The sequence below is a fragment of the Streptomyces cyaneochromogenes genome, from assembly GCF_003963535.1.
Lineage (GTDB): Bacteria > Actinomycetota > Actinomycetes > Streptomycetales > Streptomycetaceae > Streptomyces > Streptomyces shaanxiensis.
Map to the genome: position 1 here is coordinate 8,345,578 of NZ_CP034539.1, position 25,694 is coordinate 8,371,271.

Annotated in this window: 30 protein-coding genes and 2 pseudogenes; 23 read left to right on the top strand and 9 right to left on the bottom strand. The window is 69.6% G+C overall.

What is annotated here, in order from left to right:
* Positions 1 to 6: 6 nt before the first annotated feature.
* The 11 genes from EJ357_RS37715 to EJ357_RS37765 all read left to right on the top strand — a co-directional run bounded on the left by EJ357_RS37715 (position 7) and on the right by EJ357_RS37765 (position 11,345).
* A complete protein-coding gene (locus EJ357_RS37715; RefSeq protein ID WP_126396152.1) occupies positions 7 to 813 on the top strand; it encodes an acetoacetate decarboxylase family protein in 807 nt (268 codons plus the stop codon).
* Positions 814 to 847: 34 nt separating this feature from the next.
* Positions 848 to 2,311 carry an aldehyde dehydrogenase gene (locus EJ357_RS37720; protein WP_126396153.1) on the top strand — a complete coding sequence of 488 codons (1,464 nt, stop codon included), beginning with the start codon at positions 848 to 850 and terminating at the stop codon, positions 2,309 to 2,311.
* Entirely contained in the window at positions 2,304 to 3,239 is a 936-nt protein-coding gene (locus EJ357_RS37725; RefSeq protein ID WP_126396154.1) for a 3,4-dihydroxyphenylacetate 2,3-dioxygenase, read from the top strand. Before EJ357_RS37720 ends, EJ357_RS37725 begins: the two co-directional genes overlap by 8 nt.
* Positions 3,240 to 3,251: 12 nt before the next feature.
* Complete coding sequence (locus EJ357_RS37730) at positions 3,252 to 4,097, top strand: fumarylacetoacetate hydrolase family protein (RefSeq protein ID WP_126396155.1); 846 nt, start codon at positions 3,252 to 3,254, stop codon at positions 4,095 to 4,097.
* A gap of 48 nt (positions 4,098 to 4,145) precedes the next feature.
* Entirely contained in the window at positions 4,146 to 4,748 is a 603-nt protein-coding gene (locus EJ357_RS37735) for a TetR/AcrR family transcriptional regulator (RefSeq protein ID WP_126396156.1), read from the top strand.
* Positions 4,749 to 4,978: 230 nt separating this feature from the next.
* Positions 4,979 to 6,175: a cytochrome P450 gene (locus tag EJ357_RS37740; protein ID WP_126396157.1), complete on the top strand. Its 1,197-nt coding sequence runs from the start codon at positions 4,979 to 4,981 to the stop codon at positions 6,173 to 6,175.
* Between the two features lie 34 nt (positions 6,176 to 6,209).
* Complete coding sequence (locus EJ357_RS37745) at positions 6,210 to 6,422, top strand: ferredoxin (protein ID WP_126396158.1); 213 nt, start codon at positions 6,210 to 6,212, stop codon at positions 6,420 to 6,422.
* A 216-nt stretch (positions 6,423 to 6,638) separates the two neighbouring features.
* A complete protein-coding gene (locus EJ357_RS37750; protein ID WP_126396159.1) occupies positions 6,639 to 8,096 on the top strand; it encodes an APC family permease in 1,458 nt (485 codons plus the stop codon).
* A gap of 126 nt (positions 8,097 to 8,222) precedes the next feature.
* Positions 8,223 to 9,713 (top strand): aldehyde dehydrogenase, encoded by a 1,491-nt coding sequence (locus tag EJ357_RS37755; RefSeq protein ID WP_126396160.1) that lies wholly within the window; start codon positions 8,223 to 8,225, stop codon positions 9,711 to 9,713.
* A complete protein-coding gene (locus EJ357_RS37760) occupies positions 9,710 to 10,432 on the top strand; it encodes a gamma-glutamyl-gamma-aminobutyrate hydrolase family protein (protein ID WP_126396161.1) in 723 nt (240 codons plus the stop codon). Before EJ357_RS37755 ends, EJ357_RS37760 begins: the two co-directional genes overlap by 4 nt.
* A 7-nt stretch (positions 10,433 to 10,439) precedes the next feature.
* Positions 10,440 to 11,345: a tetratricopeptide repeat protein gene (locus tag EJ357_RS37765; RefSeq protein ID WP_126396162.1), complete on the top strand. Its 906-nt coding sequence runs from the start codon at positions 10,440 to 10,442 to the stop codon at positions 11,343 to 11,345.
* A gap of 90 nt (positions 11,346 to 11,435) precedes the next feature.
* On the opposite strand, the gene EJ357_RS37770 is transcribed toward EJ357_RS37765, so the two are convergent.
* The 3 genes from EJ357_RS37770 to EJ357_RS37780 are packed head-to-tail and all read right to left on the bottom strand — an operon-like array spanning position 11,436 to position 14,297.
* The gene (locus tag EJ357_RS37770; protein WP_126396163.1) at positions 11,436 to 12,284 is read right to left on the bottom strand and encodes a bifunctional methylenetetrahydrofolate dehydrogenase/methenyltetrahydrofolate cyclohydrolase; all 849 of its coding nucleotides are present in this window, start codon (positions 12,282 to 12,284) and stop codon (positions 11,436 to 11,438) included.
* 27 nt (positions 12,285 to 12,311) lie between these two features.
* Positions 12,312 to 13,157 carry a formyltetrahydrofolate deformylase gene (gene purU / locus EJ357_RS37775; RefSeq protein WP_126396164.1) on the bottom strand — a complete coding sequence of 282 codons (846 nt, stop codon included), beginning with the start codon at positions 13,155 to 13,157 and terminating at the stop codon, positions 12,312 to 12,314.
* 18 nt (positions 13,158 to 13,175) lie between these two features.
* Positions 13,176 to 14,297 carry an aminomethyltransferase family protein gene (locus EJ357_RS37780; RefSeq protein WP_175647659.1) on the bottom strand — a complete coding sequence of 374 codons (1,122 nt, stop codon included), beginning with the start codon at positions 14,295 to 14,297 and terminating at the stop codon, positions 13,176 to 13,178.
* A 111-nt stretch (positions 14,298 to 14,408) separates the two neighbouring features.
* Between EJ357_RS37780 and EJ357_RS37785 the strand changes: the two genes are divergently transcribed.
* Positions 14,409 to 15,032 (top strand): TetR/AcrR family transcriptional regulator, encoded by a 624-nt coding sequence (locus EJ357_RS37785; protein WP_126396166.1) that lies wholly within the window; start codon positions 14,409 to 14,411, stop codon positions 15,030 to 15,032.
* Between the two features lie 317 nt (positions 15,033 to 15,349).
* Here EJ357_RS37785 and EJ357_RS37790 read toward each other — a convergent pair.
* Both EJ357_RS37790 and EJ357_RS37795 read right to left on the bottom strand, forming a co-directional pair.
* Positions 15,350 to 15,598, bottom strand: a pseudogene (locus EJ357_RS37790) (MarR family transcriptional regulator); the annotation flags it as partial.
* A 74-nt stretch (positions 15,599 to 15,672) separates the two neighbouring features.
* Positions 15,673 to 16,470: a siderophore-interacting protein gene (locus EJ357_RS37795; RefSeq protein ID WP_126396167.1), complete on the bottom strand. Its 798-nt coding sequence runs from the start codon at positions 16,468 to 16,470 to the stop codon at positions 15,673 to 15,675.
* 226 nt (positions 16,471 to 16,696) lie between these two features.
* On the opposite strand from EJ357_RS37795, the gene EJ357_RS37800 reads away from it, so the two are divergent.
* On the top strand, positions 16,697 to 17,443 hold the full coding sequence (locus EJ357_RS37800) for a helix-turn-helix transcriptional regulator (RefSeq protein WP_228473228.1): 747 nt from the start codon (positions 16,697 to 16,699) through the stop codon (positions 17,441 to 17,443).
* On the opposite strand, the gene EJ357_RS49730 is transcribed toward EJ357_RS37800, so the two are convergent.
* Positions 17,385 to 17,702: a DUF6192 family protein gene (locus tag EJ357_RS49730; RefSeq protein WP_228473229.1), complete on the bottom strand. Its 318-nt coding sequence runs from the start codon at positions 17,700 to 17,702 to the stop codon at positions 17,385 to 17,387. The two genes, EJ357_RS37800 and EJ357_RS49730, sit on opposite strands and share 59 nt — an antisense overlap.
* A gap of 394 nt (positions 17,703 to 18,096) precedes the next feature.
* Between EJ357_RS49730 and EJ357_RS50600 the strand changes: the two genes are divergently transcribed.
* From EJ357_RS50600 to EJ357_RS37825, 7 genes are all read left to right on the top strand, one after another.
* Positions 18,097 to 18,327 carry a hypothetical protein gene (locus EJ357_RS50600; RefSeq protein ID WP_323377651.1) on the top strand — a complete coding sequence of 77 codons (231 nt, stop codon included), beginning with the start codon at positions 18,097 to 18,099 and terminating at the stop codon, positions 18,325 to 18,327.
* 164 nt (positions 18,328 to 18,491) lie between these two features.
* A complete protein-coding gene (locus EJ357_RS50605) occupies positions 18,492 to 18,551 on the top strand; it encodes a hypothetical protein (protein ID WP_323378086.1) in 60 nt (19 codons plus the stop codon).
* A gap of 54 nt (positions 18,552 to 18,605) precedes the next feature.
* Positions 18,606 to 18,800, top strand: coding sequence for an MmyB family transcriptional regulator (locus tag EJ357_RS50610; protein ID WP_323377652.1), 195 nt, complete (start codon positions 18,606 to 18,608; stop codon positions 18,798 to 18,800).
* 134 nt (positions 18,801 to 18,934) lie between these two features.
* Positions 18,935 to 19,534, top strand: coding sequence for a flavodoxin family protein (locus EJ357_RS37815; protein ID WP_175647660.1), 600 nt, complete (start codon positions 18,935 to 18,937; stop codon positions 19,532 to 19,534).
* 270 nt (positions 19,535 to 19,804) lie between these two features.
* Positions 19,805 to 20,677 (top strand): helix-turn-helix transcriptional regulator, encoded by an 873-nt coding sequence (locus tag EJ357_RS37820; protein ID WP_126396169.1) that lies wholly within the window; start codon positions 19,805 to 19,807, stop codon positions 20,675 to 20,677.
* Between the two features lie 205 nt (positions 20,678 to 20,882).
* On the top strand, positions 20,883 to 21,071 hold the full coding sequence (locus EJ357_RS50320; RefSeq protein ID WP_267132866.1) for a hypothetical protein: 189 nt from the start codon (positions 20,883 to 20,885) through the stop codon (positions 21,069 to 21,071).
* A complete protein-coding gene (locus EJ357_RS37825) occupies positions 20,987 to 21,304 on the top strand; it encodes a Wadjet anti-phage system protein JetD domain-containing protein (RefSeq protein ID WP_267132821.1) in 318 nt (105 codons plus the stop codon). Before EJ357_RS50320 ends, EJ357_RS37825 begins: the two co-directional genes overlap by 85 nt.
* 129 nt (positions 21,305 to 21,433) lie before the next feature.
* On the opposite strand, the gene EJ357_RS37830 is transcribed toward EJ357_RS37825, so the two are convergent.
* Positions 21,434 to 22,099 carry a hypothetical protein gene (locus EJ357_RS37830; RefSeq protein WP_126396170.1) on the bottom strand — a complete coding sequence of 222 codons (666 nt, stop codon included), beginning with the start codon at positions 22,097 to 22,099 and terminating at the stop codon, positions 21,434 to 21,436.
* Between the two features lie 82 nt (positions 22,100 to 22,181).
* The gene (locus tag EJ357_RS37835) at positions 22,182 to 22,751 is read right to left on the bottom strand and encodes a MarR family winged helix-turn-helix transcriptional regulator (RefSeq protein ID WP_126396171.1); all 570 of its coding nucleotides are present in this window, start codon (positions 22,749 to 22,751) and stop codon (positions 22,182 to 22,184) included.
* Between the two features lie 388 nt (positions 22,752 to 23,139).
* Between EJ357_RS37835 and EJ357_RS49735 the strand changes: the two genes are divergently transcribed.
* Positions 23,140 to 23,487: a hypothetical protein gene (locus EJ357_RS49735; protein WP_228473284.1), complete on the top strand. Its 348-nt coding sequence runs from the start codon at positions 23,140 to 23,142 to the stop codon at positions 23,485 to 23,487.
* Positions 23,484 to 23,777 (top strand): restriction endonuclease, encoded by a 294-nt coding sequence (locus EJ357_RS49740; protein ID WP_267132822.1) that lies wholly within the window; start codon positions 23,484 to 23,486, stop codon positions 23,775 to 23,777. Before EJ357_RS49735 ends, EJ357_RS49740 begins: the two co-directional genes overlap by 4 nt.
* Positions 23,778 to 23,802: 25 nt before the next feature.
* On the opposite strand, the gene EJ357_RS37845 is transcribed toward EJ357_RS49740, so the two are convergent.
* Positions 23,803 to 24,303, bottom strand: coding sequence for a hypothetical protein (locus tag EJ357_RS37845; RefSeq protein ID WP_126396172.1), 501 nt, complete (start codon positions 24,301 to 24,303; stop codon positions 23,803 to 23,805).
* A gap of 68 nt (positions 24,304 to 24,371) precedes the next feature.
* Here EJ357_RS37845 and EJ357_RS37850 point away from each other — a divergent pair.
* A pseudogene (locus tag EJ357_RS37850) lies at positions 24,372 to 25,151 on the top strand (IS30 family transposase); the annotation flags it as partial.
* Between the last annotated feature and the right edge of the window lie 543 nt (positions 25,152 to 25,694).

The following is a 25,694-nucleotide window of genomic DNA, read 5'->3' on the forward strand; positions in this document are numbered from 1 at the left end:
GCTGACATGACCACCGTCCGTGGATTCTTCTTCCCCAAGACGGCGAGCGGAGCCTCGTCGCTGGTCCCCTCACCGCCCTGGCGGTACTCCGGTGACCTGCTCACCGTCGAGTACCGCACCGACCCGGCACGCGTGCGTGAACTGCTGCCCGAACCGCTGGAGTTGGCGGACGAGGACCCCGGCGCGGTGGCGCTGATCTGGGCCGACTGGCAGTCCTGCTCGGCGTCCGGCGCGGAGCTGCTCGATCCCGTGCTCTCCCAGTACAAGGAGGCCTTCGCGGTCGTCCGCTGCAAGTACCGGGGACAGACCTACTCACGCTGCGTCTACATCTGGGTCGACAAGGACTTCGCCATCGCGCGCGGCCTGCACCAGGGCTACCCGAAGAAGCTCGGCTCGATCCACCAGACCCGCCCGCACCCGTACGGCCCCGCGCCGCGCATCGAGGCGGGGGCCCGGTTCGGCGCCACGCTCGCCGCCGCCGACCGGCGCCTCGCGCACACCGTGGTCACCCTGCGCGAGCCGTCGCAGACGAACGGCTTCGTCAACGCCCACCCGATGGCCCACCACCGCTGGCTGCCCTCCATCGAGAAGGGCAAGGGCCTCGCCCTGGACGAGCTGATCGAGTCGGGCGCCGCGTCCTTCGAGGCGGGACAGGCCTGGCGCGGCGACGCCGAGCTGGAGCTGTTCGAGGCGCCCACCGAAGAACTGGCCCGCCTGGAGATCCGCGAGCCGATCGCCGCCTACTACCGCCAGGTCGGCGTCGTCTGGGACGGCGGCCGACTGCTGGAATCCGGCACCTCCGGCGCCGAGTAGACCCCACCACCTCGTGAGACCGGAGGACCAGAGCATGAGCGAACACACCATCACCGTGGCCGGGGTCGCCGTCGACACCCGGCACTGGATCGGCGACGAGCGCGTCGCCTCTCCTCAGACGTTCGAGGACGTCTCACCCATCGACGGCGACACGATCGGCCACATCTCCCGGGGCACGGCCATGGAGGCGGCCGCCGCCGTGGCCGCCGCGAAGGCCGCGTTCCCCGCCTGGGCGGCCACCTCCCGCGCGCAGCGCGCCCGCATCCTGCACGCGATCGCCGACGGGGTCGAGAAGCGGATCGAAGAGCTCGCCATCGTCGAGACCACCGACAACGGAGCCCTGCTGCGCTCCCACCGCCGCGGAGTGATGCCGCGCGTGGCGCACAACTTCCGCTTCTTCGCGGACTGGCTGCTCCAGTTGGAGCACGAGGACTTCGAGACGCGGGGCCACACCAACCACGTCTCCTGGGACCCGGCGGGCCCCTGTGTCCTGATCACCCCGTGGAACGCCCCGCTCATGCTGGCCACCTGGAAGGTCGCACCGGCCCTCGCCGCGGGCGACACGGTCGTCCTCAAGCCCGCCGAGTGGTCGCCGCTGACCGCCTCCTTGCTGGCCGACATCGCCGCCGAGGCCGGGCTCCCGGCAGGTGTCCTCAACGTCGTCCAGGGCTACGGCTCCGAGATCGGCGACGCGCTGACCTCGCACCCTGACGTGCGCCGCATCAGCTTCACCGGCTCGGTGCCCACAGCCAAGCGCATCGCGGAGTCGGCGGCCGCGAACCTCACGCCCCTGAGTCTCGAACTGGGGGGCAAGTCGCCACTGCTGGTGTTCGCCGACGCGGACCTGGACCTTGCCGTCGACCTGGCGGTGGAGCAGTACGACAACGCCGGCCAGGTGTGCCTGGCGGCCACCCGACTGCTGGTCGAGGAGTCGGTCGCGGGGGAGTTCACGCGCCTGTTCGTCGAGAAGGCGAGCGCGCTGAGGCAGGGTGATCCGCGCGACGAGGCCACCGACATCGGGCCCAACATCCACCCCCGCCAGCTGGAGAAGATCGACGGCTTCGTGCAGCGGGCCGTGGCGGCCGGGGCCCGCGCGGTGATCGGCGGGCACCGGGGGGACGGCCAGTACTACGCGCCCACCCTGCTCACCGATGTCGACCAGGATGCGGAGATCGTGCAGGAGGAGGTCTTCGGCCCGGTCCTGACGCTGCAGACCTTCGCCGACGAGGACGAGGCCGTCCGGCTGGCCAACGGCACCCGCTTCGCTCTGGCCGCCACCGTCGCCACCGGCGACCCGGAGCGCGCCGAACGCGTCACCGGGCAGCTGGTCGCGGGCACGGTCTGGGTCAACTGCTTCTTCGTCCGCGACCTCCAGGCGCCCTTCGGCGGCTCCCGCCAGTCCGGGGTGGGCCGCGAGGGCGGCACCTGGAGCTTCGACTTCTACTGCGACCTGAAGAACACGGTCACCGCACCGAACGGATGGAACAACCATGGGTGAGATCGTCGGGGCGGGCCTCCTCGCCCACGTCCCCACCATCGTGCTGCCCGAGGAGACCCGGCTGGAGCTCAACGAGGGCAAGGAGATCACCCTCGTCACGGGCCTCCAGCAGCTCCGGAAGGACGTCTTCGAGCGGGACGACTACGACACCGTCGTGGTTCTCGACTCGCACTGGGCGACCACGGTCGAGTTCGTGGTGACCGCGCAGCAGCGCCGGGCGGGGTTGTTCACCTCCGAGGAGCTGCCGCGCGGGATGTGCCGGATGCCGTACGACTTCCCCGGCGATCCCGAACTGGCCCACAACATCGAGAAGTTCGCGGACAAGCACGGCACCTGGATCACCGCGATCGAGGACGAGTACCTGCCGATCTACTACGCCACCATCAACCTCTGGAAGTTCCTCGGCGAGGGCCTGCCCGACAAGCGGTGGGTGACCATCGGGGTCTGCCAGACCGGCGACATGGAGGACCATCTGCGGCTCGGCCGCGCCCTGGCGGACGGCATCGCCGCCACCCCGGGCCGCCGGGTCCTGCTCATCGCCTCCGGCGCGCTGTCACACACCTTCTGGCCGCTGCGCGAGCTGCGCGACCACGAGTCGAGCGACCCCGTGCACATCTTCACGCCGGAAGCGCGCGAGGCCGACCACGAGCGCATCGCCTGGTTCAAGGAGGGCCGCCACGACAAGGTCCTCGACACCATGCCGGAGTTCTCGAAGCACAAGCCCGAGGCGAAGTTCTTCCACTACCTGATGATGGCCGGCGCCCTCGGCGAGCAGGCGTGCGTCGCCAAGGCCCGTCAGTACGGCGAGTACGAGAACTCGATCGGCACCGGCCAGGTCCATCTGTGGTTCGACCGCCCGGCCGACGGCTGGACCGGCACCGGCCCGTCCGCGGCCCCCGCCCCGCGCACCCCTCACAGTCGTATCTAGGAGCCCGTGAAAATGCCCGAGTACCGCCGCATCCTCCTCGACGGCGCCGCAGTCCAGGTCACCGTCGACGCTGACGAGCTGGTCGCAGGGGACGGCCGCCGCGTCAAGACCGACGAGGCGCACCACCTGCCCCCGGTCGTCCCCTCCAAGGTGATCGCGGTCCACCTCAACCACCGCAGCCGTGTCGACGAGTTCCAGATCGGCCTGCCCGACACGCCCACCTACTTCCACAAGCCGACCTCGACCCTCAACTCCCACAAGGGCGCGATCGTCCGTCCCGAGGGCTGCAAGTGGCTCAACTACGAGGGCGAGGTCGCCATCGTCATCGGGAAGACCGCGCGCAACATCTCCCCGGCCGAGGCGGGCGAGTACATCGCCGGCTACACCGTCGCCAACGACTACGGCCTGCACGACTTCCGTGACACCGACGCCGGCTCGATGCTCCGGGTCAAGGGCTCCGACACCCTGTGCCCGCTCGGTCCGGGGCTGGTCACCGACTGGGACTTCCACGGCAAGAGCCTGCGGACGTATGTCAACGGCGAGGTCGTCCAGGACGGTTCGACCGACGAGATGCAATGGGACATGCACTACCTCGTCGCCGACATCGCCCGCACCATCACCCTGTACCCGGGCGACGTCCTCCTGTCGGGGACACCGGCCAACTCCCGGCCCGTACAGCCCGGTGACGTCGTCGAGGTCGAGGTGGAGGGCCTCGGACGGCTCACCAACCACATCGTCACCGGCCCCACTCCCATCCGCGCCGACGTCGGCGCGCAGCCCACCGAGTCCGAGGAGGTGCTGTCCACCGCGCTCGGCGGCGACTGGGAGTTCCGCGGCATCCGCCCGCCGAAGCGGTGACGCCATGCGGCGGCCTGCCGGTCCCGGTGTACGGATAAGCTCGCGCTCATGAGCGATTCCTCCGAGAAGCCCCCGGCCAGGCCCCGCAAGCGGGTGGACTACGGGACCGGCCGTGAGGCTCTGCTCAACGCGGCCGTGCGCGTGGTGGCCCGGGGCGGGCTGCGCAAGCTCACCTATCGCGCCGTCGCGGAGGAGGCGGGTGTCACGCACGGGCTCGTGGTGCACCACTTCGGTTCCCGGGACGCGCTGATCGAGGCCGCCCTCGAACACGCGGTGCGCACCAGCGCGAGTACGAGCTCCCTGGAACCCGGCACAGGTGACATCGCCGACTTCGCGGCGGGACTGGCGGACATGGTCACCCGTGAGCCGGCCCTGCAGACGTTCCAGTACGAGCTCATGCTCGAGTCCCGGCGCAGGCCCGAGCTGCTGCCACAGATCCGCGCGCTGTACGACGAGTACTTCCAGGCCACGGAGAGGGAGTTGTCCCGCAGCCTGCCCGAAGGCACCAACCCTGCCTTGACCCGGCTCGTCTTCGCCGCGTTGGAAGGTCTCGTACTGCATCAGCTGGTCCTCGACGAGCCGGACGTCACCGAGGCCGCGCTGAAGGAGCTGCGGTCACTGCTGACCCGGAAGCCTGGAGAGGCAGAGTAGCCGCCCATGTCGTTGTCCCTGCCATAACAGCAGGTCAGGACGAGTCCCCGTCGCCCAGCGACGGGGACTCGTCTGTTTCAGGCGGCGTAAAGAGTTGATTACCTGCCCGCGAAGTATTGACGAAATTATCCGACTGGATAATTCTCGGCGGTGTAGGGCCCCCGTCGCCCTCCCTTTTGCCGCTCCCCACCTCCGCTCCGCCTCGCGCCCGATACGAGGAGTGCCTCGCCATGACCGTCACCACCGTCGGACCCGCGTCCGTTACCGAGGATCTGCTGCCCTTCCGTGACCCCGGCTTCCGTGCGGACCCGTACCCGTACTACGCGCGGCTGCGGCAGGAGCACCCGGTCTACCGGCATCCGGTCGGCCTGTACGTCGTCTCCCGCTACGAGGACGTCGCCCGGCTGATCCGCAACCCCACCCTGAGCGTGCAGCAGCTCGACTTCGGGGTCGCCGACCCCATCCACCACACCATGCTCGGCAAAGACGCCCCCGACCACACGAGGCTGCGGCGGATCACCAACCGCTGGTTCACGCCCAAGGCCGTCGAGGAGTGGTCCAAGGTGATGCGCGCCTGCGTGGAGGCCGTGCTCGACGAGGTCGAGAAAGGCGACGGCACCCTGGACGCTGCCGACGGCCTCTCCCTGAAGTGCACCTTCGAGACGACCTGCCACATCTTCGGCATCGAGCCGACCGAGATGGACGCCATCCAGCGCAAGACCTACGAGATCGGGCTGAGCCTCGGCCCCGGCGGCAACGACGAGGAGGCCCGCGCCACCACGGAGGCGTTCGTCTGGTTCGCCGAGCACATTCGCCGGCTGGTGGCCGACAAGCGCGCCCACCCCGGCGACGGACTGATCGACGCCTTCATCGCCGCGCAGGAGGAGGGCAGGATGACCGAGGAAGAGGTCGTCTACACGATCTTCCTGTTCTTCGCCGTGGGGCACCTCGACGTCAAGCACCTGATCAACCACGGCATCTGGCTGATGACGCAGCGGCCCGAGCTGTTCGCCGCCTACCGCGACGAGCCGGAGGCGCGGCCGGGCATCATCAACGAGATCCTGCGGATCGACACGCCCGAGTCGATGGTGGTGCGCCTGACCACGCAGGACACGGTCATCGGCGACACCACCGTGCCGGCCGGAGAGGCGCTGGCCCTGCTCATCGCCTCGGCCAACCGCGACCCCGAAGTCTTCGCCGACCCCGACACCTTCGACCACGCCCGCCCGGTCGCCGCCAGCCAGCACCTGGCCTTCGGCTCCGGCATGCACGGCTGCGCCGGCCAGGTCCTGGCCCGCGCCGAGGCCGACATCGTCTTCAGCTCGATCGTCAACCGGTTCTCCGGTGTCGAGTTGGCGGGAGAGCCCGCCTATGCGCACACCGAGTTCCTGCGCACGATCACCCACCTCCCCGTCCGTTTTCTCTGATTCCCCCGACCCCTTTCGAGAGGCAGGAGCCGTCATGAAGGTCGAAGTCGATCTCAACAAGTGCCAGGACCACGGCCAGTGCGTGTACGCGGCCCCCGACCTGTTCGCACTGGACGACGAGGGACGCCTGTCCCTGCGGTCGCAGGCGACCGACGTCTATGTGGCCGACGTGGACGAGGCGAGAGCCGAGGAACTGCATGAGGCCGCCGAGGTCTGTCCGCTCCAGGCCATCACGGTGCACGAGTAGAGACGGGCACCGAGTCGAAGCCGGTCGTCGTACGACTCGTACGCCGGGGTGCGGCCGACCGGCCCGTCGCCTGAATCACGGTCCTGTAAAGACCTCGTGTCCGCAGAAGGATCTCACCGTAACCCCTTGCCAAACGGATAGTTCCAGCCCACCATGAGGCAACTCGTTTGGCCTAAAACAAAACTCCGCCCTCCCCGTCCCCGGCAGGTGATTCGAGTGGACAGTCAGACCGCGGTCGCCACGCAGACCGCTCATGACGCATCCATGGCAGGCAGACTCAAGCCCAACTCTCTCGGTGTCCTCGGCATCCTCTTCTTCGTTCTCTCCGCCCAGGCGCCGCTGACCGGCATCGCCGGGGCCGTGCCCATCGCCATCGCCATCGGCAACGGCGCCGGCGCTCCGGCCGCCTATCTCGCGGCCGGCATCATCATCCTGCTGTTCTCCGTGGGCTTCGTCGCCATGGGCCGCCACGTCGTGGACGCCGGCGCCTTCTACACGTACATCGGCAAAGGGCTCGGCCGCTCGGCCGGCTCCGGCAGCGCCGCCGTCGCGCTCTTCGCCTACTGCGCCGTCCAGGCCTGCATGTACGGGCTGTACGGCAGCATCATGAGCGGCCTTGTCGAGCACCACACCGGGGCCCACGTGGCGTGGTGGGTCTGGGCCCTCGTCACCATGGCGATCGTGCAGGTGCTCGGCGCCTCCGGCATCGAGATGGGCGCCAAGATCCTCGCCGTCTTCGTGCTGGCCGAGTTCAGCATCCTGATCGCCTTCGCCCTCGTGACCCTCTTCAAGGGCGGCGGCCCCGAAGGGCTCGGCCTCACGGACAGCTTCTCGCCGTCCGCCGCGCTCCAGGGCGCTCCCGGCGTGGCGCTGATGTTCGCCGTAGCGTCGATGTTCGGCTTCGAGGCCACCGCCATCTACGGCGAGGAGGCCCGCGAACCCCACAAGACCGTCCCTCGGGCCACCTACCTGTCCGTCGCGGTGATCACCGGCTTCTTCGCCTTCGCCTCGTGGATGCTGGTCTCCGCGCACGGCGCCTCCCAGGCCACGGCCGAGGCGGGCAAGGCCCTGGAGAGCGGCGACGCCGCGGCCTTCGTCTTCGCGCCGATCGCCGCCCAGTTCGGCGGCTGGGTGAGCGACGTACTGCCGATCCTGCTGGCCACCTCCCTCTTCGCCGGCCTCCTGGCCTTCCACAACTCCGCCAACCGCTACCTGTTCTCCCTCGGCCGCGAAGGGCTCCTGCCGCACGGACTGACCGCCCTCAACCGGCGTCACTCGCCCTGGGTGGCGGGCGCCGTGCAGACCGCGATCGCGGTGCTGCTCGTGGTGCCCTTCGCGGTCCTGGGCAAGGACCCGGTGCTGACCCTCTTCTCCTGGTTCAGCGGGGTCGCCGTCCTCGGCATCATGCTGCTGTACTTCCTGACCTCAGTCTCGGTCATCGTGTTCTTCCGCCGCTCCGGCGCCGACACCCGCCGCTGGAACACCCTGATCGCCCCCGTCCTGGGCGCGCTCGGCATCGCCGGTGCCATCTGGCTCATCATCGCCAACTTCACGACCCTCATCGGCGGCGACCGGACCACGGCCCTGTGGCTCCAGGCCACCGTTCCGGTGGTGTTGATCCTCGGCGTCGTCGCCGCCCGGCTGACGCGATCCAGGGCAGCGACCACCGACTGAACACCGCGATCCCTCACCGATACGGCCGGAGCCTGCGCCCCGGCCGTATCGGGCCTTGTCGAACAGCGTGAGTCGTTCGTGATCGAACGAGATGAACGAGACGGATGAAACGGAGATGGAGAGCGCATGCTGAACGCCACCCGCGAGGAACTGCTGCGCCGCGCCAAGGAACTCGACCTGCCCACGCAGCACCACATCGACGGCAACGACGAGGCCGGTGACGGTGGATCGTTCGCCGTGGTCTCCCCGCGCGACGGCCAGACCCTGGTCCACGTCGCCGACGCGCGGGAGGCGGAGGTCGATCTCGCCGTCGCGGCGGCGCGCCGCGCCTTCGACACCGGGCCGTGGCCGCACCTGGCGCCCGTCGAGCGGGGCCGGGTCCTGCTGCGGATCGCCGAGCTGCTGGAGGAGCGGCGCGAGGAACTGGCGCTGACCGTGAGCCTGGAGATGGGCAAACCCATCACGGACGCGTACGCCATCGAGCTGCGCGCTGCGATCAACACCTTCCGCTGGTACGGGCAGCTCGCCGACAAACTCACGGACGAGTCCCTCCACACCGCACCGGACTCGCTCGCCCTGATCACCCGGGAGCCGACCGGTGTCGTCGGCGCCGTCGTGCCGTGGAACTTCCCGCTCACGTTGGCGAGTTGGAAAGTCGCGCCCGCGCTCGCCGCGGGCTGCACGGTCGTCCTGAAGCCGTCGGAGTCCTCTCCGCTGTCCGCCCTCCTCCTCGGCCGCGTCGCCACCGACGCCGGACTGCCGCCGGGTGTCCTCAACGTCGTCACCGGCGACGGTCCGGTGGCAGGCCGGGCGCTCGGCCTCCACCCCGACGTCGATGTCCTGGCCTTCACCGGATCCACGGCCGTCGGCCGCCACTTCCTGCGCTACGCCGCCGACTCCAACCTCAAGCGCGTCTGGCTCGAACTCGGCGGCAAGTCACCGAACATCGTGCTGCCCGACGCCCCCGATCTGGAGAGGGCGGCGGCGACCGCGGCCTGGGGCATCTTCTTCAACCAGGGCGAGATGTGCACGGCGCCCTCCCGGCTGCTGGTCCACTCCTCCATAGCCGAACAGGTCACGGAGGCCGTCGTGGCGCGGGCACGCGAGCTGCGGGTGGGCGACCCGCTCGATCCGGACACCGAGATGGGCGCGCTGGTCGGCGACAGCCACCTCGGCAGGGTCCTGGAGCATGTCGCCTCCGGCCTGGACGAGGGCGCCCGGCTGCGCGTGGGCGGGGGCCGGGCCCTGGCCGAGACCGGCGGCAGCTACCTGCGGCCCACCGTGTTCGACCGGGTCGACCCGGGCATGCGGCTGGCCCGCGAGGAGATCTTCGGCCCCGTCCTGTCCGTCCTCGCCTTCGACGACCTCGACGAGGCGGTACGGCTCGCCAACGCCACCGAGTACGGCCTCGCCGCGGGGCTGTGGACCTCCGACCTGTCCACCGCCCACAAGGTCTCGCGTGCGCTCAAGGCCGGCACGGTCTGGGTCAACTGCTACGAGGAGGGCGACCTGACCGTCCCCTTCGGCGGCATGAAGCAGTCGGGCAACGGCCGCGACAAGTCCGCCCACGCCATCGACAAGTACACCGAGCTCAAGACCACCTGGATCCAGCTGTGACCCGTACGCACCCGCGACCTCTGATCGCGATTCCGGCCCGGTTCGCCGCCACCACGTCCGCGCTCCGCTACGCCGCCGAGGTCAACGCCCGCGCGCTGGTCGAGGCCGTGTGGCGGGCCGGGGGAGAGCCGGTGAGCGTCCACCCCGCCGACCCGGCCGGAGCCGACGTGGCCGAGCGGCTCGCCCGCTTCGACGGCGTGCTGCTCCCGGGCGGCGGAGACCTGGCTCCGCACCGCTACGGCGCCACCGACACCCATGACAGCGTCTATGACGTCGACGACCTCCAGGACGTGTTCGACCTCGAAGTCGCCCGTCAGGCAATGGACTTGGGACTACCCCTGCTGGCGGTCTGCCGCGGGCTGCAGGTGGTGAACGTCGCCCTCGGCGGCAGCCTGGAACAGGACATGGGCGGCGCGGACCGCGAACACCGGTACATCGTGCACCCGGTCGCGATCCAGCGCGGCACTCTGCTCGAACAGGCCACCGGCGCCGAGAAGACGGATGCCTCCTGCTACCACCACCAGCGAGTCGACCGCCTCGGCGGCGGGCTCACGGTCACCGCGCGGGCCGCCGACGGCACCGTGGAGGGGCTCGAACTGCCCGGACATCCGGGGTGGTTCACGGCGGTGCAGTGGCACCCCGAGGACACCGCGGACCAGGACCCGGCCCAGCAGGCCCTGTTCGACGCACTGGTCCAAGCCGCCCACCCCAGACACTGACCCGGACATGGCTCTCTTCGGTCCCAAGCGACAGGCACCCCGCCTCGCCCCCGAACTCGACGACGTTCCGCTGGGCCGGGTGCTGAGAGGCATCACCGCTGCCCGCGGCCCCGGGCCGCAGGACCTCGCCGTCGCCCAGGTGGAGCGGCTCCTGCGGGAGACCGGCGACGACTGGGACCGCCGCTGCCACCGTGTCGGCGTCCTCGCGCAGGCCGCGCCCGCGCTGGCCCGGGGCTGGCGCGAGCGCCGCCCCCGCGACCCGGATGCCCTGGCGCTGGCCGTGTGGTCCGAACTGGCGACCGACCCGCACGGGGCCCTGGTGCTCTGCCGCGTCGCCTCCGATGCCCGCCCTGCTGATCCGACCCCGTGGGTGGGTGCGCTGGCGGCGCTGCGACTCCTGGGGCGGCCGAGCTCTGAACTTTCCCCCGTCTGGCAGGAGATACGCGCGCGTGATCCATGGCACCGGGAGGCGCACCTGCAGATCCTCGGCTACCTCTCCCCGGAGGAGCAGGGCAGCCAGACCGCGCTGCGGGACTTCCTCGACGACGCCATCGCGGTCATGCCGTGGGACGCGCCGACGGCATGCCTGCCCCTGACGGCGGCTGTGCGGCAGTACCACCGCGAAAGGAGCGGCGGCGGAATCCAGGCACTGGGGGTGAGCCGGTACTGGTCGCAGCCGCACACCGCACGGCTGCTGGACCAAGGCACGGACTACTGGCTGCAACCGGGGCACCCGCGTCACGCGGCCGCCGTCGCGGACCTGGGAATCCTCGCCTACGCCCTGATCCGGGCGGGCCGCAGCGGTGACGCCGGCCCGGTCTTCTCCGCGGTCGGCGGGCTGGTGACGCCTTGGCCATGGAGCTTCGAGGGCGACCCGGTGGAGTGCTACACCAACTACTCCGGTCGGGCGTAGGTGCGCGGGCGGCTCTCCAGCCGCCCGGCGACGCATGCGGAGTGGGGGCAGGACCTTCGCGCGGCCCGGCCCCCACGCACTGCGTCGACGTCAGCCGCGCTCCGCGGTCTCGACGATGTTGGTCAGCAGCATGGCGCGGGTCATCGGCCCCACTCCGCCGACCGGCGGCGCGAAGGAGCCGGCGACCTGGTCGACGTCCGGGTGGACGTCTCCGAGGATGCCCTCGACGGTCCGGGTGATGCCCACGGACAGGACGGTGGCGCCCGGCTTGATCCAGTCGGGCCTGACCAGATGGGCCACGCCGGCCGCGGCCACGACCACGTCGGCGACGCGAGCGTGGGCGGCGGTGTCCTGGGTGGCCTCGTGGCACAGGGTCACCGTGGCGTGCTCGGTGCTGCGGGTCAGCATCAGGCCGAGCGGGCGGCCCACGGTGAGCCCGCAGCCGATGACGCAGAACTGCTGTCCGGTGATGGGCACCCGGTTGCGCCGCAGCAGGTCGATGATGCCGCGCGGGGTGCAGGGCAGCGGCCCCGGCATGCCCAGCACGAGTCGGCCCAGGTTGACCGGGTGGAGCCCGTCGGCGTCCTTGGCCGGGTCGATGAGTTCCAGCACGGCGTGCATGTCGATGTGGGCCGGCAGCGGTAGCTGGACGATGAAACCGGTGCAGGCCGGGTCGGCGTTGAGCTTGAGCACGGCGGCCTCGACATCGGCCTGGGTCGCCGTGCCGGGCAGCTCCACCCGGATCGACGCGATGCCGACCTGGGCGCAGTCGCGGTGCTTGCCGCCGACGTAGGAGCGGCTGGCCGGATCGTCGCCGACCAGGATGGTGCCAAGGCCGGGAGCGATGCCCCGGCTCTTCAGCACCTCCACCCGCTCGGCGAGTTCACGTTTGGTCTCGGCTGCCGCGGCCTTCCCGTCGAGCAGCGTCGCGGTGGTCATGTCGTACGAGCCTCTCGGTGCTGGTCGTCAGGCGAAGACGACGGTGCGGGAGCCGGTGAGGACGACGCGGTCCTCCGCGTGCAGCCGGACCGCCCGGGCCAGCACGATCCGCTCGACGTCCCGGCCGATCGCGACGAGTTCGGGAGCGGTGTGGCGGTGTGCGACGCGGACGACGTCCTGCTCGATGATCGGGCCCTCGTCCAGGTCGGCGGTGACGAAGTGGGCGGTGGCGCCGATGAGTTTGACGCCCCGGTCGTGGGCCTGGTGGTAGGGCTTGGCGCCCTTGAAGCCCGGCAGGAAGGAGTGGTGGATGTTGATGACTCTCCCGGACAGCTTGCGGCACAGGTCGTCGGAGAGGACCTGCATGTAACGGGCGAGCACCACGAAGTCGACCTGGTGCTCGGCCACCAGCCGCAGCAGCTCGGCCTCCGCCTCGGGCTTGGTGTCCCGGGTCACGGGGAGGTGGACGAAGGGGATGCCGTACTGCTTCGCGACCGGTGCCAGGTCGGGGTGGTTGGAGACGATCAGCGGGATGTCGACGGGCAGTTCGCCCAGGTCCCAGCGGTAGAGCAGGTCGACCAGGCAGTGGTCGAACTTCGACACCATCAGCAGCACCCGGCGGCGCTGCCCCTCGGGCCGGACGGTCAGCACCGGGTCGAAGCGGGCCAGCCGCAGCGCGAGTTCGTCCCGCAGCTTCTCGGTGTCGGCCGCGGGTGTCTCCAGGCTCACACGAATGGTGAAGATGCCGGTTCCGGGATCGGAGAACTGGGCGCTCTCCAGGATGTTGCCCTCGGCCTCTGCGACGCCCGCGGCGAGTGCGTGGACGATGCCCGGCTGGTCGGGGCAGCGGAGCGTGAGTATGTAGCGTTGCACGTCAGGAACTCCGTCGGGTCAGGCCCGCACGCGGGCGCGCTCGGGGTCGTACACGGGCGTGGGCCGGACCGTGGCGTCGGCCTTGGAACCGTCGGCGGCGACGGCGGTCAGCGCGGTGCCGGACTTCACGGCGTCGCGGTGCACCCGGGCCAGGCCGAGGGTGACTCCGTCGAGGACGGGGGAGGGCAGCGCCATCGTCACGTAGCCGATGTCCCGGCCGTCCAACTCCAGCCGGGCGCCCTCGGCGGCCTCCGGCGCGGCGTCCACGACGACGCTGACGACGCGGCCGGTGACGCTGTCCTTCTTCGCCAGCAGTGCGTCCCGGCCCTGGAAGGGGCCCTTGTCGAAGTCGAGCGCCCAGCCCATCCGGCACTCGAACGGGGTGACCGTGTGGTCGTACTCCAGCTCACCCATGATCATCCCGGCCTCGGTGCGGCAGGTCAGCAGGGCGAGGGCGCCGAACGCCCTGATACCCAGGTCCGCTCCGGCCTCGAGGACCGCGTCCCACAGCTCCAGCGCGCGCTCCCGCGGGACCTGGATCTCGTAGCCGAGCTCGGCGGTGAACCCGAGCCGGCTGACCTGTGCGGGAATGCCGGCGATGAGGGCGTCGCGCACGAAGGTGTAGTAGGGGAACGCGGCGTTGGACACGTCGACGTGGGTGAGGCGCTGCAGGACGTCGCGGCTGCGCGGGCCCTGCAGGGTCAGGACGGCGGACTCGTCGCGGCGCTCGGTGACCGTGGTCCCGGCGGGGGTGTGCGCGGCCAGCGACTGCTGGGTGGCCGGATTGCCGCCGGTGACGACGACGTGGTCAGGCGCGAGGACGGCCACGGTCACGTCGTCCACCATCATCCCGTCGTCGTCGACCACGACCCCGTAGGCGATGCGTCCGGCGCCCAGCCCCTTGACGCTGCGCGAGAAGACGGCGTCGACGGCGGGGACCGCGTCCTCACCCTCGACATGCCACTTGTAGAGCATCGAGTACTCGGAGGCCCCGACGGTGGTGCGGATCGCCTCGTACTCCTCGGCCGGATCACCGATGGCCAGCGGTACGGCGTTGCCGTAGACGTCGATCCACTCCTCGACCCGGTCCGCGTAGCGGGGAGCGAACGGGGTGGTGCTCAGTCCTTCGGGGATGGCCATGGGGACTCCAGTGGAGAGAGGTGGCATGCGCTGCAGCGAGAATCTATCCATCTGGATAACTTGTCAATAGGATAGATTGACCTTTGGGGGCGGTAGGCAGAGGGAGGGCGAGTGACTGCCGTGGCAGAGACGGACTGCGAGGCCGGCCAGGAGGCCCGGCCCGGTTACGGCGAAGGGCGGGAGGCGCTCCTGGCGGCGGCCGTCAGGGTGGTGGCCCGGGGCGGCCTGCGCAAGCTGACCTACCGTGCCGTCGCAGCCGAAGCCGGTGTCACGCACGGGCTGGTAGCCCACCACTTCGGATCGCGTGACGCCCTGCTCGAAGAGGCGCTGCGGTGGTGTGTCACCCGCAGCATCGAGACGTCCTCGCTGGTGCCCGCCAGTGGAAGGCTGGAGGACTTCGCCGCGACCCTGGCCGACTTCATCGCGGCCGACCCCGACGTCCAGGCCTTCCAGTATGAGCTGAAGCTCGAATCCCGCCGACGGCCGGAGCTGTGCCACCACGTGGACGTGCTCTACGACGCCTATCGCGACGCCGTCCGAGAGGCCTTGGCCTGCTTCGACGTGTCACAGGAGATGACGGAGATCGTCTTCGCGGCTCTGGACGGCCTGGTCTTCCACCAGGTCACGTCCGGCGCGCCGGACCGCACCAAGGAGAGTGTCGACGCCCTGCGCCGGCTCCTCGCGGCCCATCGCGCGCAGGCGTCACCGGGGGGCGACCGGCCGTACCCTGAATGAGCCGAAACTCTCCTGCACCGGCTTCAGGAGCGGCGATGACGAGCATTTTCAAAGGGCGTGACCAGCCATTCCGGCCACACGGCAGGCTTTCCTCAGTCATGCCGGCGCCCGTCGGCGCGACCGCGGTGCTGGACCAGGGCCTGCGGTTCACCGGGTGGAGCCGGGAAGCCGAGGAGCTGTTCGGTCCGGCGTCCGAAAGAAGTCCTCGGTCGGCCCGCCGACGCCGTCCTGGCCCCAGGCCCCCGAGGACGCCGCCGTACTGCTGCTGCTCCGCTTCCACGCCGTGGCCGAGGGACTGGTGGCGACGTGGGAGGTGGCCTCCGACCCCGAGAAGTGGAACGAGCGCGTTCGCTGGCCTGCAACCAGCTTACGAAGGCTTCCTCCTCGTTGAACGCCGGAAAGAGGCGCTGCATCAGCTCCTGCCCTTCGTCGGTCAGGCTCAGGAGCACCAGCCTGCCGTCGGTGGGATGGTCTGCTCGCTGCACAAGCCCTCGTCCTTCCAACGTCCGGGCCACCCCCGTGAGCGTGCCCTTGGAAATCCCGGCCTTTTCGGCCACGTGCCGCGTCGAGCGAGATCTGCCTCCGGAGTGGGGTGCGAAGGGCGGTCCACGCGGGCGGCCTTGACCGAACGAACCGGTCGTCATCCCGGAGTCGCCCTGCCGTGCCGCCAGTAACCGACGAAAGTGATGTCGGACTTGTCGACGCCGCGCTCATGGACGAGGTGCCGCCGCAGTGTCGTGGGCAGGTGATTCTCACCCGCCACGAAGGTGGCGAAGCGCCCTGCCGGCAGGGCGGCCTTCATCACGGTCTCGAGCGCGTAGCGCCCCGGAAGTCCGGGGCGGCCGTCGCGCGGAAGCCAGTGCACGCTGACGTTCTGTGGCGTGTTCAACTTCTGGATGTCCGCGCTGCTGGGTACCTCGAGGAACACTTCGCTGGGCAACGCGCCCTCGTCGGAGTCCAGGATGGACAGGATGGCCGGTACCGCGGTCTCGTCCCCTACGAGCAGTTGCCATTCCACGCCATGGGGCGGGCTGTAGGTGGCTCCCTCGTCGAGGATGCCGACCGGTTCGCCGGGGCGGGCACCCCGCGCCCAGGTGGAGGCCGGACTGTCCCCTTCGTGGAGCACGAACTCGATGTCCAGTTCGTTGCGGTCGGGCCAGAAGTGCCGGACCGTGTAGAAACGGACGTAGGGGCGTGCCGCCTTGCCCGTCATCATGTACTGCGCCATCCATGTGGCGTCGGACCGGGAGGGCAGCCAGAGCCGGTCCTGGCCGGGCCGCCGGAACAGGAGCCTGAATGCCTGGTCGACTCCGATCGGCCGGAAGTCCTTGAGGTCCTCTCCGCCCACGGTCACCAGCAGGAAGTTTCCGGGCCTCCACTCCTTGCGCACGACTGCGACCGACAGCACCCGACGGCTGACGGGCTTGATCCGGTTCATGGTGACGTCCTCTTCCTCTGCGTCGACGCCGCAACGGGAGGTGGGTGGGTACGCACCACGCCCGGGCATCAAGTAAGGCATGCCTAACCGTAGAATGGCGCTTGTGCGCATGGTGGCCATGCGATACCCCGGAACGGCCAGACCGTGATCGGAGCACGGGGCGAACGGGACTGGTGGGCTGGGACGGGACGGATCGGCGGATGGAGAGGTGAGCGTCTTGGCTCAGGTGACAGCTCTGGGCGAGGGAACCGCCTCTCCGATCCTGGGCATCGATCACCGGCGTGCGCATCCGCCCCTCCAGATGGCACCCCATACCCATGCGGAGCCGATGCTGTTGTGGGCGTCGACCACTTCCGTCACCCTGCGCACGGTCTCGCACGACTGGCTGGTACCTCCGGGGCACGGCCTGTGGATTCCCGGCCGCGTCGAGCACACGGGGACGACACGGCACGCCGGTGAACTGTGCGTCATCCGGTTCATGGCCACGCGCTGCCCCATCGACTGGGCGCAGCCCACCGGCGTCGCCGTCGGGCCGCTGCTTCGTGAGCTCATCCGATACCTGCGGGCCGAGCCGGACGCGGCGAGCCGCCGGCATGCCGAAGCTCTCCTCTTCGAGGTCCTCCGGCCGCTGCCGGCCCACTCGATCCAGGTGCCCATGCCCGCCGAACCGCGCTTGCGTACGATCACCGAGCGACTCATCGACTCGCCCGGAGATCAGCGAGAACTGGCGATGTGGGCGGCGGAGGTGCACAGCGGGGTGCGTACTCTGTCGCGGCTCTTCCTCGCCGAGACGGGACTGACCTTCTCGCAGTGGAGGACTCGGGTCCGTGTCCGCGCCGCAGTGGGCCATCTGGCGACCGGCACGTCCGTCAAGGCCACCGCGCGGGCTGTGGGATACCGAAAGCCCAGCGCCTTCATCGCCGCCTTTCAGCGCGTGACCGGGCAGACGCCCGGTACCTACGGGGGCGAGTAGGAGCCATGCAGCGAGTGCGGTTTGGTGTCACATGATGTGACGCTCGGGTTGAGCGGGTTGTCAGCTGTGCTGGGATTGGTCCCCTTTGGCGGACATCCTCCTTCTGGAGCGGCGGCGTCAGGATCGCCGCGAACCGTTCCTCGTCATCGGCGATCGACGCGAGGATGTTGTGGACGGTGAACGACACCTCCGCAACCCGCCGGTCCTTGGGCCACTTCGACGCGGTCTGCCGGGCCTGCTTCACCGTGCAGTAGGACATCCCGATGTCCTCGGACAGGCGGAACAGCGGCTCCTTCACCGTGAAGGAGCCCTCATCCGCCGCCCCTCCGCCGCGCCCGCGCACAGCTCGATCTCTTCGGGCATGGGTTCACCGCCAACCAGCAGGCCGGGCACGGAAGTTGACCGTGACGAGACCGAGGATCGAAAACAGGTACTGATGTCCGGGCAGCGGTGTCGCACGGACGTGCCGGATTTCTCGACGATGGCCAATGGGGTATGCAGAAGCGTCGACGGCCTGTGCAAACAATTCCCGGTCTCTGGCTCTGTCACCGACCGCAGGGATTGTACGGAGGAGAATTCCACGCTCGGAGAGGCGTATCCAGGGATAAAACTGTCCTACCCGGCCGCGTAGCGGACAGCGCACACTGGCCAGTATGAACAGCAGTAAGGAGCTGGGCCAATTCCTGAAGGCCGGTCGGGTCGAGCTCAGCCCCAGTACGGTCGGCCTGCCCGAAAGTGACCGCCCGCGCCGCGTGGCCGGCCTGCGCCGGGACGAGGGCGCCATGCTGGCGGCGATCAGCACCGACTACTGCACCCGCTTGGAGCAGGGGCGCACAACTCCTCCGCGTCCGTGCTGTCCGAGCTCGTCCGGGTCCTGCACCTGAGCGACGACCAACGGAACCATATGTTCGAGCTGGCCGGAATGAGGCCGACGCCGGTCGGGCGCCGCAGAAGGCGCATCCGCGACTGCGTACCGTACTGAACGAGCTCAGCGTGACCCCCGGGGGTGATCCTGGGCCGGTACCTGGACGTCCTGGCGTGGAACCCGATGGCCACCGCCTTGTCCGGCACCGATTTCGCCGAGGTCCCCGTGCGGCAGCGCAATTAAGTCCGGCAGCTCTTCACCGACCCGGCCATGGGGTGGTGGGGAGGCGGTCATGGGGTGCCCCGCACCGGAGGTACCAAGGTGTTCCGCCACCCGGTCGCCGGTGAACTCACCCTCGCCTGGGACGCTCTCACCTACGTGGCCGACCCCGACCGGCAACTGATCGTCTGGAGCGCCGAACCCGGTTCGCGCACCTATGCGGGGCTGAGCTTCCTCTCCTCCTGGGCGGCAACCTGCGCCATGAATTCGTAAAACCAACAGGTGGCCCGGGCATAAAAGCAGGGACAGCGCAGCCAGGGACTAATCCTTCCTACCTTCGCATTCGGATTTCGTGTCACGCTTCCGGAGCACGATTCACGCAATGCTTTCCGAGGAGCAATATCCCCATGTCCTCTCTCTCCCGTCCCGCTGTCGCCGTCGCTTTCCATTCCGGCTACGGCCACACCGCCGTGATAGCCGAGGCCGTGGCGCGTGGTGCCGCGCAGGCCGGGGCCGAGGTGATCTCCATTCCTGTGGACACGATCACGGATGAGCAGTGGGTACAGCTGGACGCCGCCGACGCGATCATCTTCGGTGCCCCCACCTACATGGGCACCGCCTCCGCCGCCTTCCACACCTTCGCCGAGGCCAGCAGCAAGCGCTGGTACACCCAGACCTGGGCCGACAAGATCGCCGCCGGGTTCACCAACTCCGGTGCGAAGAACGGCGACAAGTCCTCGACCCTGGGCTATTTCTTCACCCTGGCCGCCCAGCACGGCATGCACTGGGTCAGCCTCGGCGTGCAGCCGGGCTGGGCCTCCACCGAAGGCAGCGAGGACGACATCAACCGTCTGGGCTACTTCGCCGGTGCGGGCGCCCAGACCCCGGTCGATGCCGGTCCGGAAGCGGTCCACAAGGCGGACATCGCCACCGCCGAGGGCCTCGGCGCCCGCGTCGCGCAGCAGACCGCGTTCTTCCGCGCCGGCCGCGCCGCCCTGGCCGCCTGAACCCAGAACCACCCAGCTCCGCGCCGGCCTGTACGTCGTGCGCTGGACCGAGCCGGTGACCACGTCACCCACATCGAGGACTACACCGAGGGGACCTGCATGGCCGGCTCCGTCATCGGTGGCGAGTTTGTCCAGCTCCACGGGAAGTGGACCCGCGTCCGCTGAACCCGTGGTGACGGCCGCAGGTCGCACTTCATCTTGAAGGTGAGGGGCTTCCAGGGACAAATCTCTCCCCCTGACAACACCGCTCTCCGATGTCAGGGTGATGGCATGAACCGCGATCCTCACCGCCACGATCTGGGGGAATTCCTCAAGGCGCGCCGCGCCGAGCTCGACCCGGCCGCCGTCGGCCTGCCCGACGGCGGCGGCCCGCGGCGCGTCGCGGGTCTGCGCCGTGAGGAGATCGCCGTACTGGCGGCCATCAGCACCGACTACTACGCCCGCCTCGAGCAGGGCCGTATCCAGCCCTCGCCGTCCGTGCTGGAGTCCCTGGCCCGCGTCCTGCACCTGGACGACGACCAGCGGGCCTACCTGTACGAGCTCGCGGCCAAGGAGGAGTTCCGCCCGCCCCGCCGGAAGCCTCGCCCCAAGGCGCAGCCGCAGCTGCAGCGCATGATCGACGACATGGCGCACACCCCCGCCTTCGTGATCGGACCGCGCACCGAGATCGTCGCCTGGAACGCCATGGGCGCCGCCCTGATCACCGACTTCGCCAAGATCCCCGAGAAGCAGCGTTACCACATCAGGCTGCTCATCACCGACCCCGCGATGCGCCAGCTGTACGCGGACTGGGAGGGTGTCACCCGGCAGGCCATCGCCCTGATGCGGATGCACAACACGAACAACCCCGGGGACCCGCAACTCGCTGCCATCGTGGGGGAACTCTCCGCCCGGGACGAGCAGTTCCGCCAGTGGTGGGGCGCGCACCACGTCGCCTTCTGCGACACCGGCACCAAACACCTGCGCCACCCTGTCGTCGGGGACCTGCACCTGGACTGGAACGCCGTCACCTGGGCCGCCGACCCCTACCTGCACATCATCGTCTGGACCGCCGAGTCCGGCACCCCGACCCACGACAGCCTGCGCATGCTGGCCTCATGGGCGGCCGACCCGAGCCGCACGACCAGCGACAGCTCCACCTGACCGTCCCCGGTATTCCCTTCAAAGGGGGGAGCCGAGGCGCGCTCCATCACTTCGAGCGGCAGGCGCATCTCCTTGTCCTCGACCGGGATGGCGTCGTGGATGACGGGAGAGGCGTACTTCGCAGGCGACTGCTCCGCCAGGTGGAAGCGATGCCCAGGGCATCTTCCTGATCGAGAACGAGGACACCTTCGAACAGGTCTGCAAGATTCCGGAGATCGCCGACACCTGGCTGTGCATCTGGGGCAAGGGCTACGCAACCGAAGGCCTGGCCGAATTCCTCTGCGGCCTCGACGGTCTGCCCGTCGCGGCATGGACGACCTCCACGCCCACGGCGTCCGCATCATCGGCAACCTCGCCGACCGCATTGGGCGGCCCGTCACACCCGTCGCGATGACCGCCGACCTTTACCGTGCCAGCACCAAATACCACCAGGAGCCCGCGAAACCGGAGGAGAACCGCAAGCTCGCCGCCCGGCTTGCGCACCAGGGTATCGAGGCTCTGCGCGATCTGGCCGACGAGATCGCTCGAACCGGCGGGCGCGGCTGCGAACAGGAGACCCTCTACGACGAAGTCCTGCCCACACTCCCAGGCCTGCTGAAAGCCCTGCACCTGCCCGGCAGCTGCTGACTTCACGCCAGGCGGACAGAGCGGGGTGGCGCGCAATGCGGGCGGTCGGCACACACAGCTCATGGGACGAGGGTGCTTCGGCGACCATGGCGGGGGCGAACACGCCGCCCTCCTCGGGAGAGTGGGCCGTCAGGCGCGGGCGCCGGCCAGCAGCGGGCGTGCCCAGGCAGGGACGGCGTGCAAAGGGCAGAGCCGATGGCCGACCCGGTGGAGCTCGATGGCGCAGACGTCGCCGGTGATGTCGAGGTCGCGGGTGAAGCGCAGGCTGCCCAGGCCGGCCCGGGTGAAGGCTGGCACGCTCAGTGCTCCGGCGATGATCGGGTGCGCGAGAGCGGCCGGCGCGGGGGCCTCCTCGGACGCGGCCCGGATGGCAGGGGCGGCCTGGACGAGCTGCGCCGTGGCCAACGCACCGGCACAAGGGTGTGCTCGCCGCCCGGGCCTCGTCGACGCCGCCCCGGTCCCGCGTGGCTGCGGGGAGGGTGAATGCCCCGCAGCCGTCGCCATCGCCGGGAGAGCGGGAGGGAAGGACGGGCGCGCGGGTATCGGTCCCGGCTCGGCGAGGAGCGCCTCGAACTGGTCCCGGCCGCTGATGCGGCGCTCCACGCGTGCCGGCGCAGGCGGCAGTCCGCGCGGCGGCTTCTGCCACAGCAAGGTCAGCTGAGCCACCGTCAACTCGCGCCAGGCGAGCGGCTGGTCGATCCGCCGGAGGGTCAGCAGATGGGCCCGGAGGACCACCACGTGCCGCACCCCCATCGCGACACCCCAGGCAGCCGTGGCGAGCCACGCCGCGTTCACCGAGTCCAGCCACACATCGGGGGAGTTGGGCCCGGGGGCTAGCCGCAGAGATCCGGGCTCCCTCGTCCGGGACTGCTGCGGCTCAGGCCTTGCGGCGGCCGCTGCGGCGTGGCGCGGGGGCGGCACCGCCCAGCAGATCCTGGCGGCGCTGCTCGCCGTTCTCCTCCACCTGCAGCACCACCCGGCGCAGTCCGTCGGCGACGGTTCGGCAGTCCGCGTCGCTGAGCTGCCCGGTGACGAAGGCTTCCTCCTCGTTGAACGCCGGAAAGAGGCGCTGCATCAGCTCCTGCCCTTCGTCGGTCAGGCTCAGGAGCACCAGCCTGCCGTCGGTGGGATGGTCTGCTCGCTGCACAAGCCCTCGTCCTTCCAACGTCCGGGCCACCCCCGTGAGCGTGCCCTTGGAAATCCCGGCCTCTTCGGCCACGTGCCGCGTCTCCGACTCGCCCCAGATCCAGATGACCCAGAGCACCACGAAGGCGGTCCAGGTCAGGTCGACACCGCGCAGCACGGAGTTCTCCAGGTGCTGCCGCACCGCCGAGGCGGCGCGATAGATGTTGGCGACAACGGCCATCTGGTCATGCCGGACGGGGATACCGCCGAGCCTGGCCGCTGCCAGTTTCTCGGCTTCGGCGATGGATCGATGGCCGGGCACGAGCACGCTCCTTCGGGCCGCCTGTGAAGGCATGAGACATCAGAATTGTTCGGATCCAAATCATACGGTGCCTCGTTGCCCTCGGGCTCATGGAGTCGACCCCTCCGGGCTCGGGCGCTGCGTGCTCGCACCCCACGCGGACGGCTTCCCCTGTCCTCGGACCTGCTGCGGACCTACCGCAACCTGGCCCACTCCCATGGCGAGAAGCGAGCCGAACACGGTGCGGACCTCGATACAGCCGACCTTTTATCCGGCCGGTCGGGACGGGGCTTGTCCTGCGTTGCCGAGACTCTCGCTTCAGGAAGGTTCGGGGGAGGGCGAGATGGCTGTTCGACGTGGACGGAATCCGGTTCGTCGTCGTGCGCGGGCGACAGGAGCGAAGCCGATCGTGCTCGGGGGTGGCGGGCTGCTGATCGTGCTGATGGTGTTCTGGTCGGAGGTGTGGCCGTACGTCGTTGGGAGTGTGGTCCTCGGCGGTATCGGAGCCGTGGGCTGGTGGCTGTGGCGCACCGACCGGAGGGTGCGTGCTCGGGACCGCCGTTGGCGCCAGGACGAGGCGGTGAAGGCCGGTCGGCGGACCCTGGCCGAGGTGGATGCGATGACGGGTACTGAGTTCGAGGAGTTGGTCGCCGACTTGTGCCGTAGGGACGGGTGTACGGAGGTGCGGCGGGGGGTGGTTCGCACGACAACGGTGCTGATGTCGTCGGTCGTCTGCCGGATGGCCGGACGTTTGTGATCCAGTGCAAGCGGTACGCGCCCAGCAGCACCATCGCCAGCCGTGAGCTGCGTGATCTGCTGGGTGCCAAGGTCCACTTCCAGGCCGACGTGGCGGTGTTTGTGACGACCACCAGGTTCAGCCGTCCTTCTGAGAGGTTCGCGGTGGAGCACGGCATTCTCGCTGTGCACCGCGATCACCTCGGCTTGTGGAACAACGGAGCGTCCCTTTTGGCGCTGAGCCGTGTGAACGGTCGCGGACAGGGGGACTCCCGTCACCGGGCGCGTTGGAAGCAGGCCTACGGGAAGTGACCGGCGTCCAAGAGCCGTTCACCGGTCAGCGGGTGCTCGTGTCGTACAGTCGCCACGCCGGGTACCGCAGGGCGTGAGCGCTCTCTTCGCCGCAGTCCACGAGCCGACGGCGGTGCAGCATCAGGCGCAGGTGGCGGGCTTCGTCAGCGCCTTCGTCCGGCCCGCGGTCGAGCAGGACGGCCTGTGGACGGGCAGCGTCCTGGGCTCGTACCAGGACATCGACGGGGTGGCCGTGGACGCTCTCGCCGAGCGCCGCTGTCGTTCCCGGCTGTGTGGACATGACCTGGTAGAGGCGCTGCAGCAGGTCGTCTCCCGCATGGTCTTCGATGCGAGGCCCGGTCGTGGTGGCGGCGTTCAGGAGCTCGGTGGCGACACCGCCCCACTTGCGCCACAGGTTCATGTCGCCGACCACGATGAGGTGGCTGCGGGCGCGGGTGATGGCGACGTTCCAGAGGTTGAGCTGGCGGTGGACCCAGCCGATCGCGCTGTCGTGCATGCCTTCGCCGGCGACGAGGGAGAAGACCATGACGTCGCGCTCACGACGCCGACCAGGCGCATCACGGCTGCCGTGAGCGAGCCGGACGTCCTAGACGCGCCAAGCTGGCCACGGATCCTGAACTGAAGGTGGAGGTGCAGTCGAAGCTGAATCTGGAGTGGAGCCCGGAACAGATCGCGTCCCACCTGCGCACCCGCTGGCCTGACCGGCCGGAGCGGCACCTGTGCCACGAGACCATCTACCGAGCCCTCTACCAGGGCGCGAAAGGCGGCCTGAGCAGGACTCTGACGCGTAAGCTCCGCACCGGACGGCCGCTGAGGAAGAAGCGTCGCCGCCCTGACCAGCGCATGCCGAGATTTGTCGCGCCCGCCGTCCTGATCGACCACAGGCCACCAGTCATCGAGCTGCGCGAGCGTCTCGGCGACTGGGAAGGCGACCTCGTCGTGGGCGTCCGCAGCCAGTCCGCCGTCGCCACCCTCGTCGACCGACGCACCCGCTATCTCCGGCTGGTCCCGCTGCCCGAGGGACACTCGGCCGGCCACCTACGTGATGCCCTGATCACCGTCCTCAGCCGGCTGCCGGCCCATGCCCGACGGAGTCTCACCTGGGACCAGGGCTCCGAGATGGCCCGCCATCATGAACTCGCGCCCTACTTCGCCGACGGCATCTTCTTCGCCCGCCCTGGCAGCCCCTGGCAGCGGGGCACGAACGAGAACACCAACGGCCTTCTGCGCCAGTACCTGCCCAAGCGCACGAACCTGTCGCTCTACACCGTGGACGATCTCCGCAGCATCGAGCATCGGCTGAACAACCGACCCCGCAAAACACTGAGTTGGCAGACCCCCGCCCAGGCATTCACCGCCGCTCTGGCACTATGAGCCTGCAACGTTGCGACGATCATGCAAATCCACCTTAGAACCCAAGCGTCGGAACTGGGTCACGATTCACGCGTCGCCGACAGGCACCCACCCTCACCCCGACGCCGTGAGGTGCTGATGACGCCGCGGAGTCCGGCGCATGCTCCGTCGGGACGTCCGGATCGGTTCGCTCTCAGCGGCTGACTGCTCCGCGAACACCTACGCGACGATCTCCTATGTGATCTCCCGTCGCGGCAAATCTTTCCGGCCCCGCTCCAGCCGCACGGCCAACTCGGCCGCCGCAGCTTCAAGTTCCTGCCTTGCCCCGCGGCCTACGGCGAAGTGGGGGGAACACGGGGCAAGGAGCTCTGCGGTCGGGGACTGGGGCGACGTCAATCCGCGCCGCTGTCGCCCAGACGCGGCGAACCGCGAGGCCGGGAGTTTGGCGAGTGACGGGCCTGTTTCACCTGTCGGATGCCGCATGCACCTGCTTAGTGATGCAGACCAATTGCTGGTGGCAGCTGGAGGTCCGGCTGAACGCAGGACCGGACCTCCAGCCCGTTG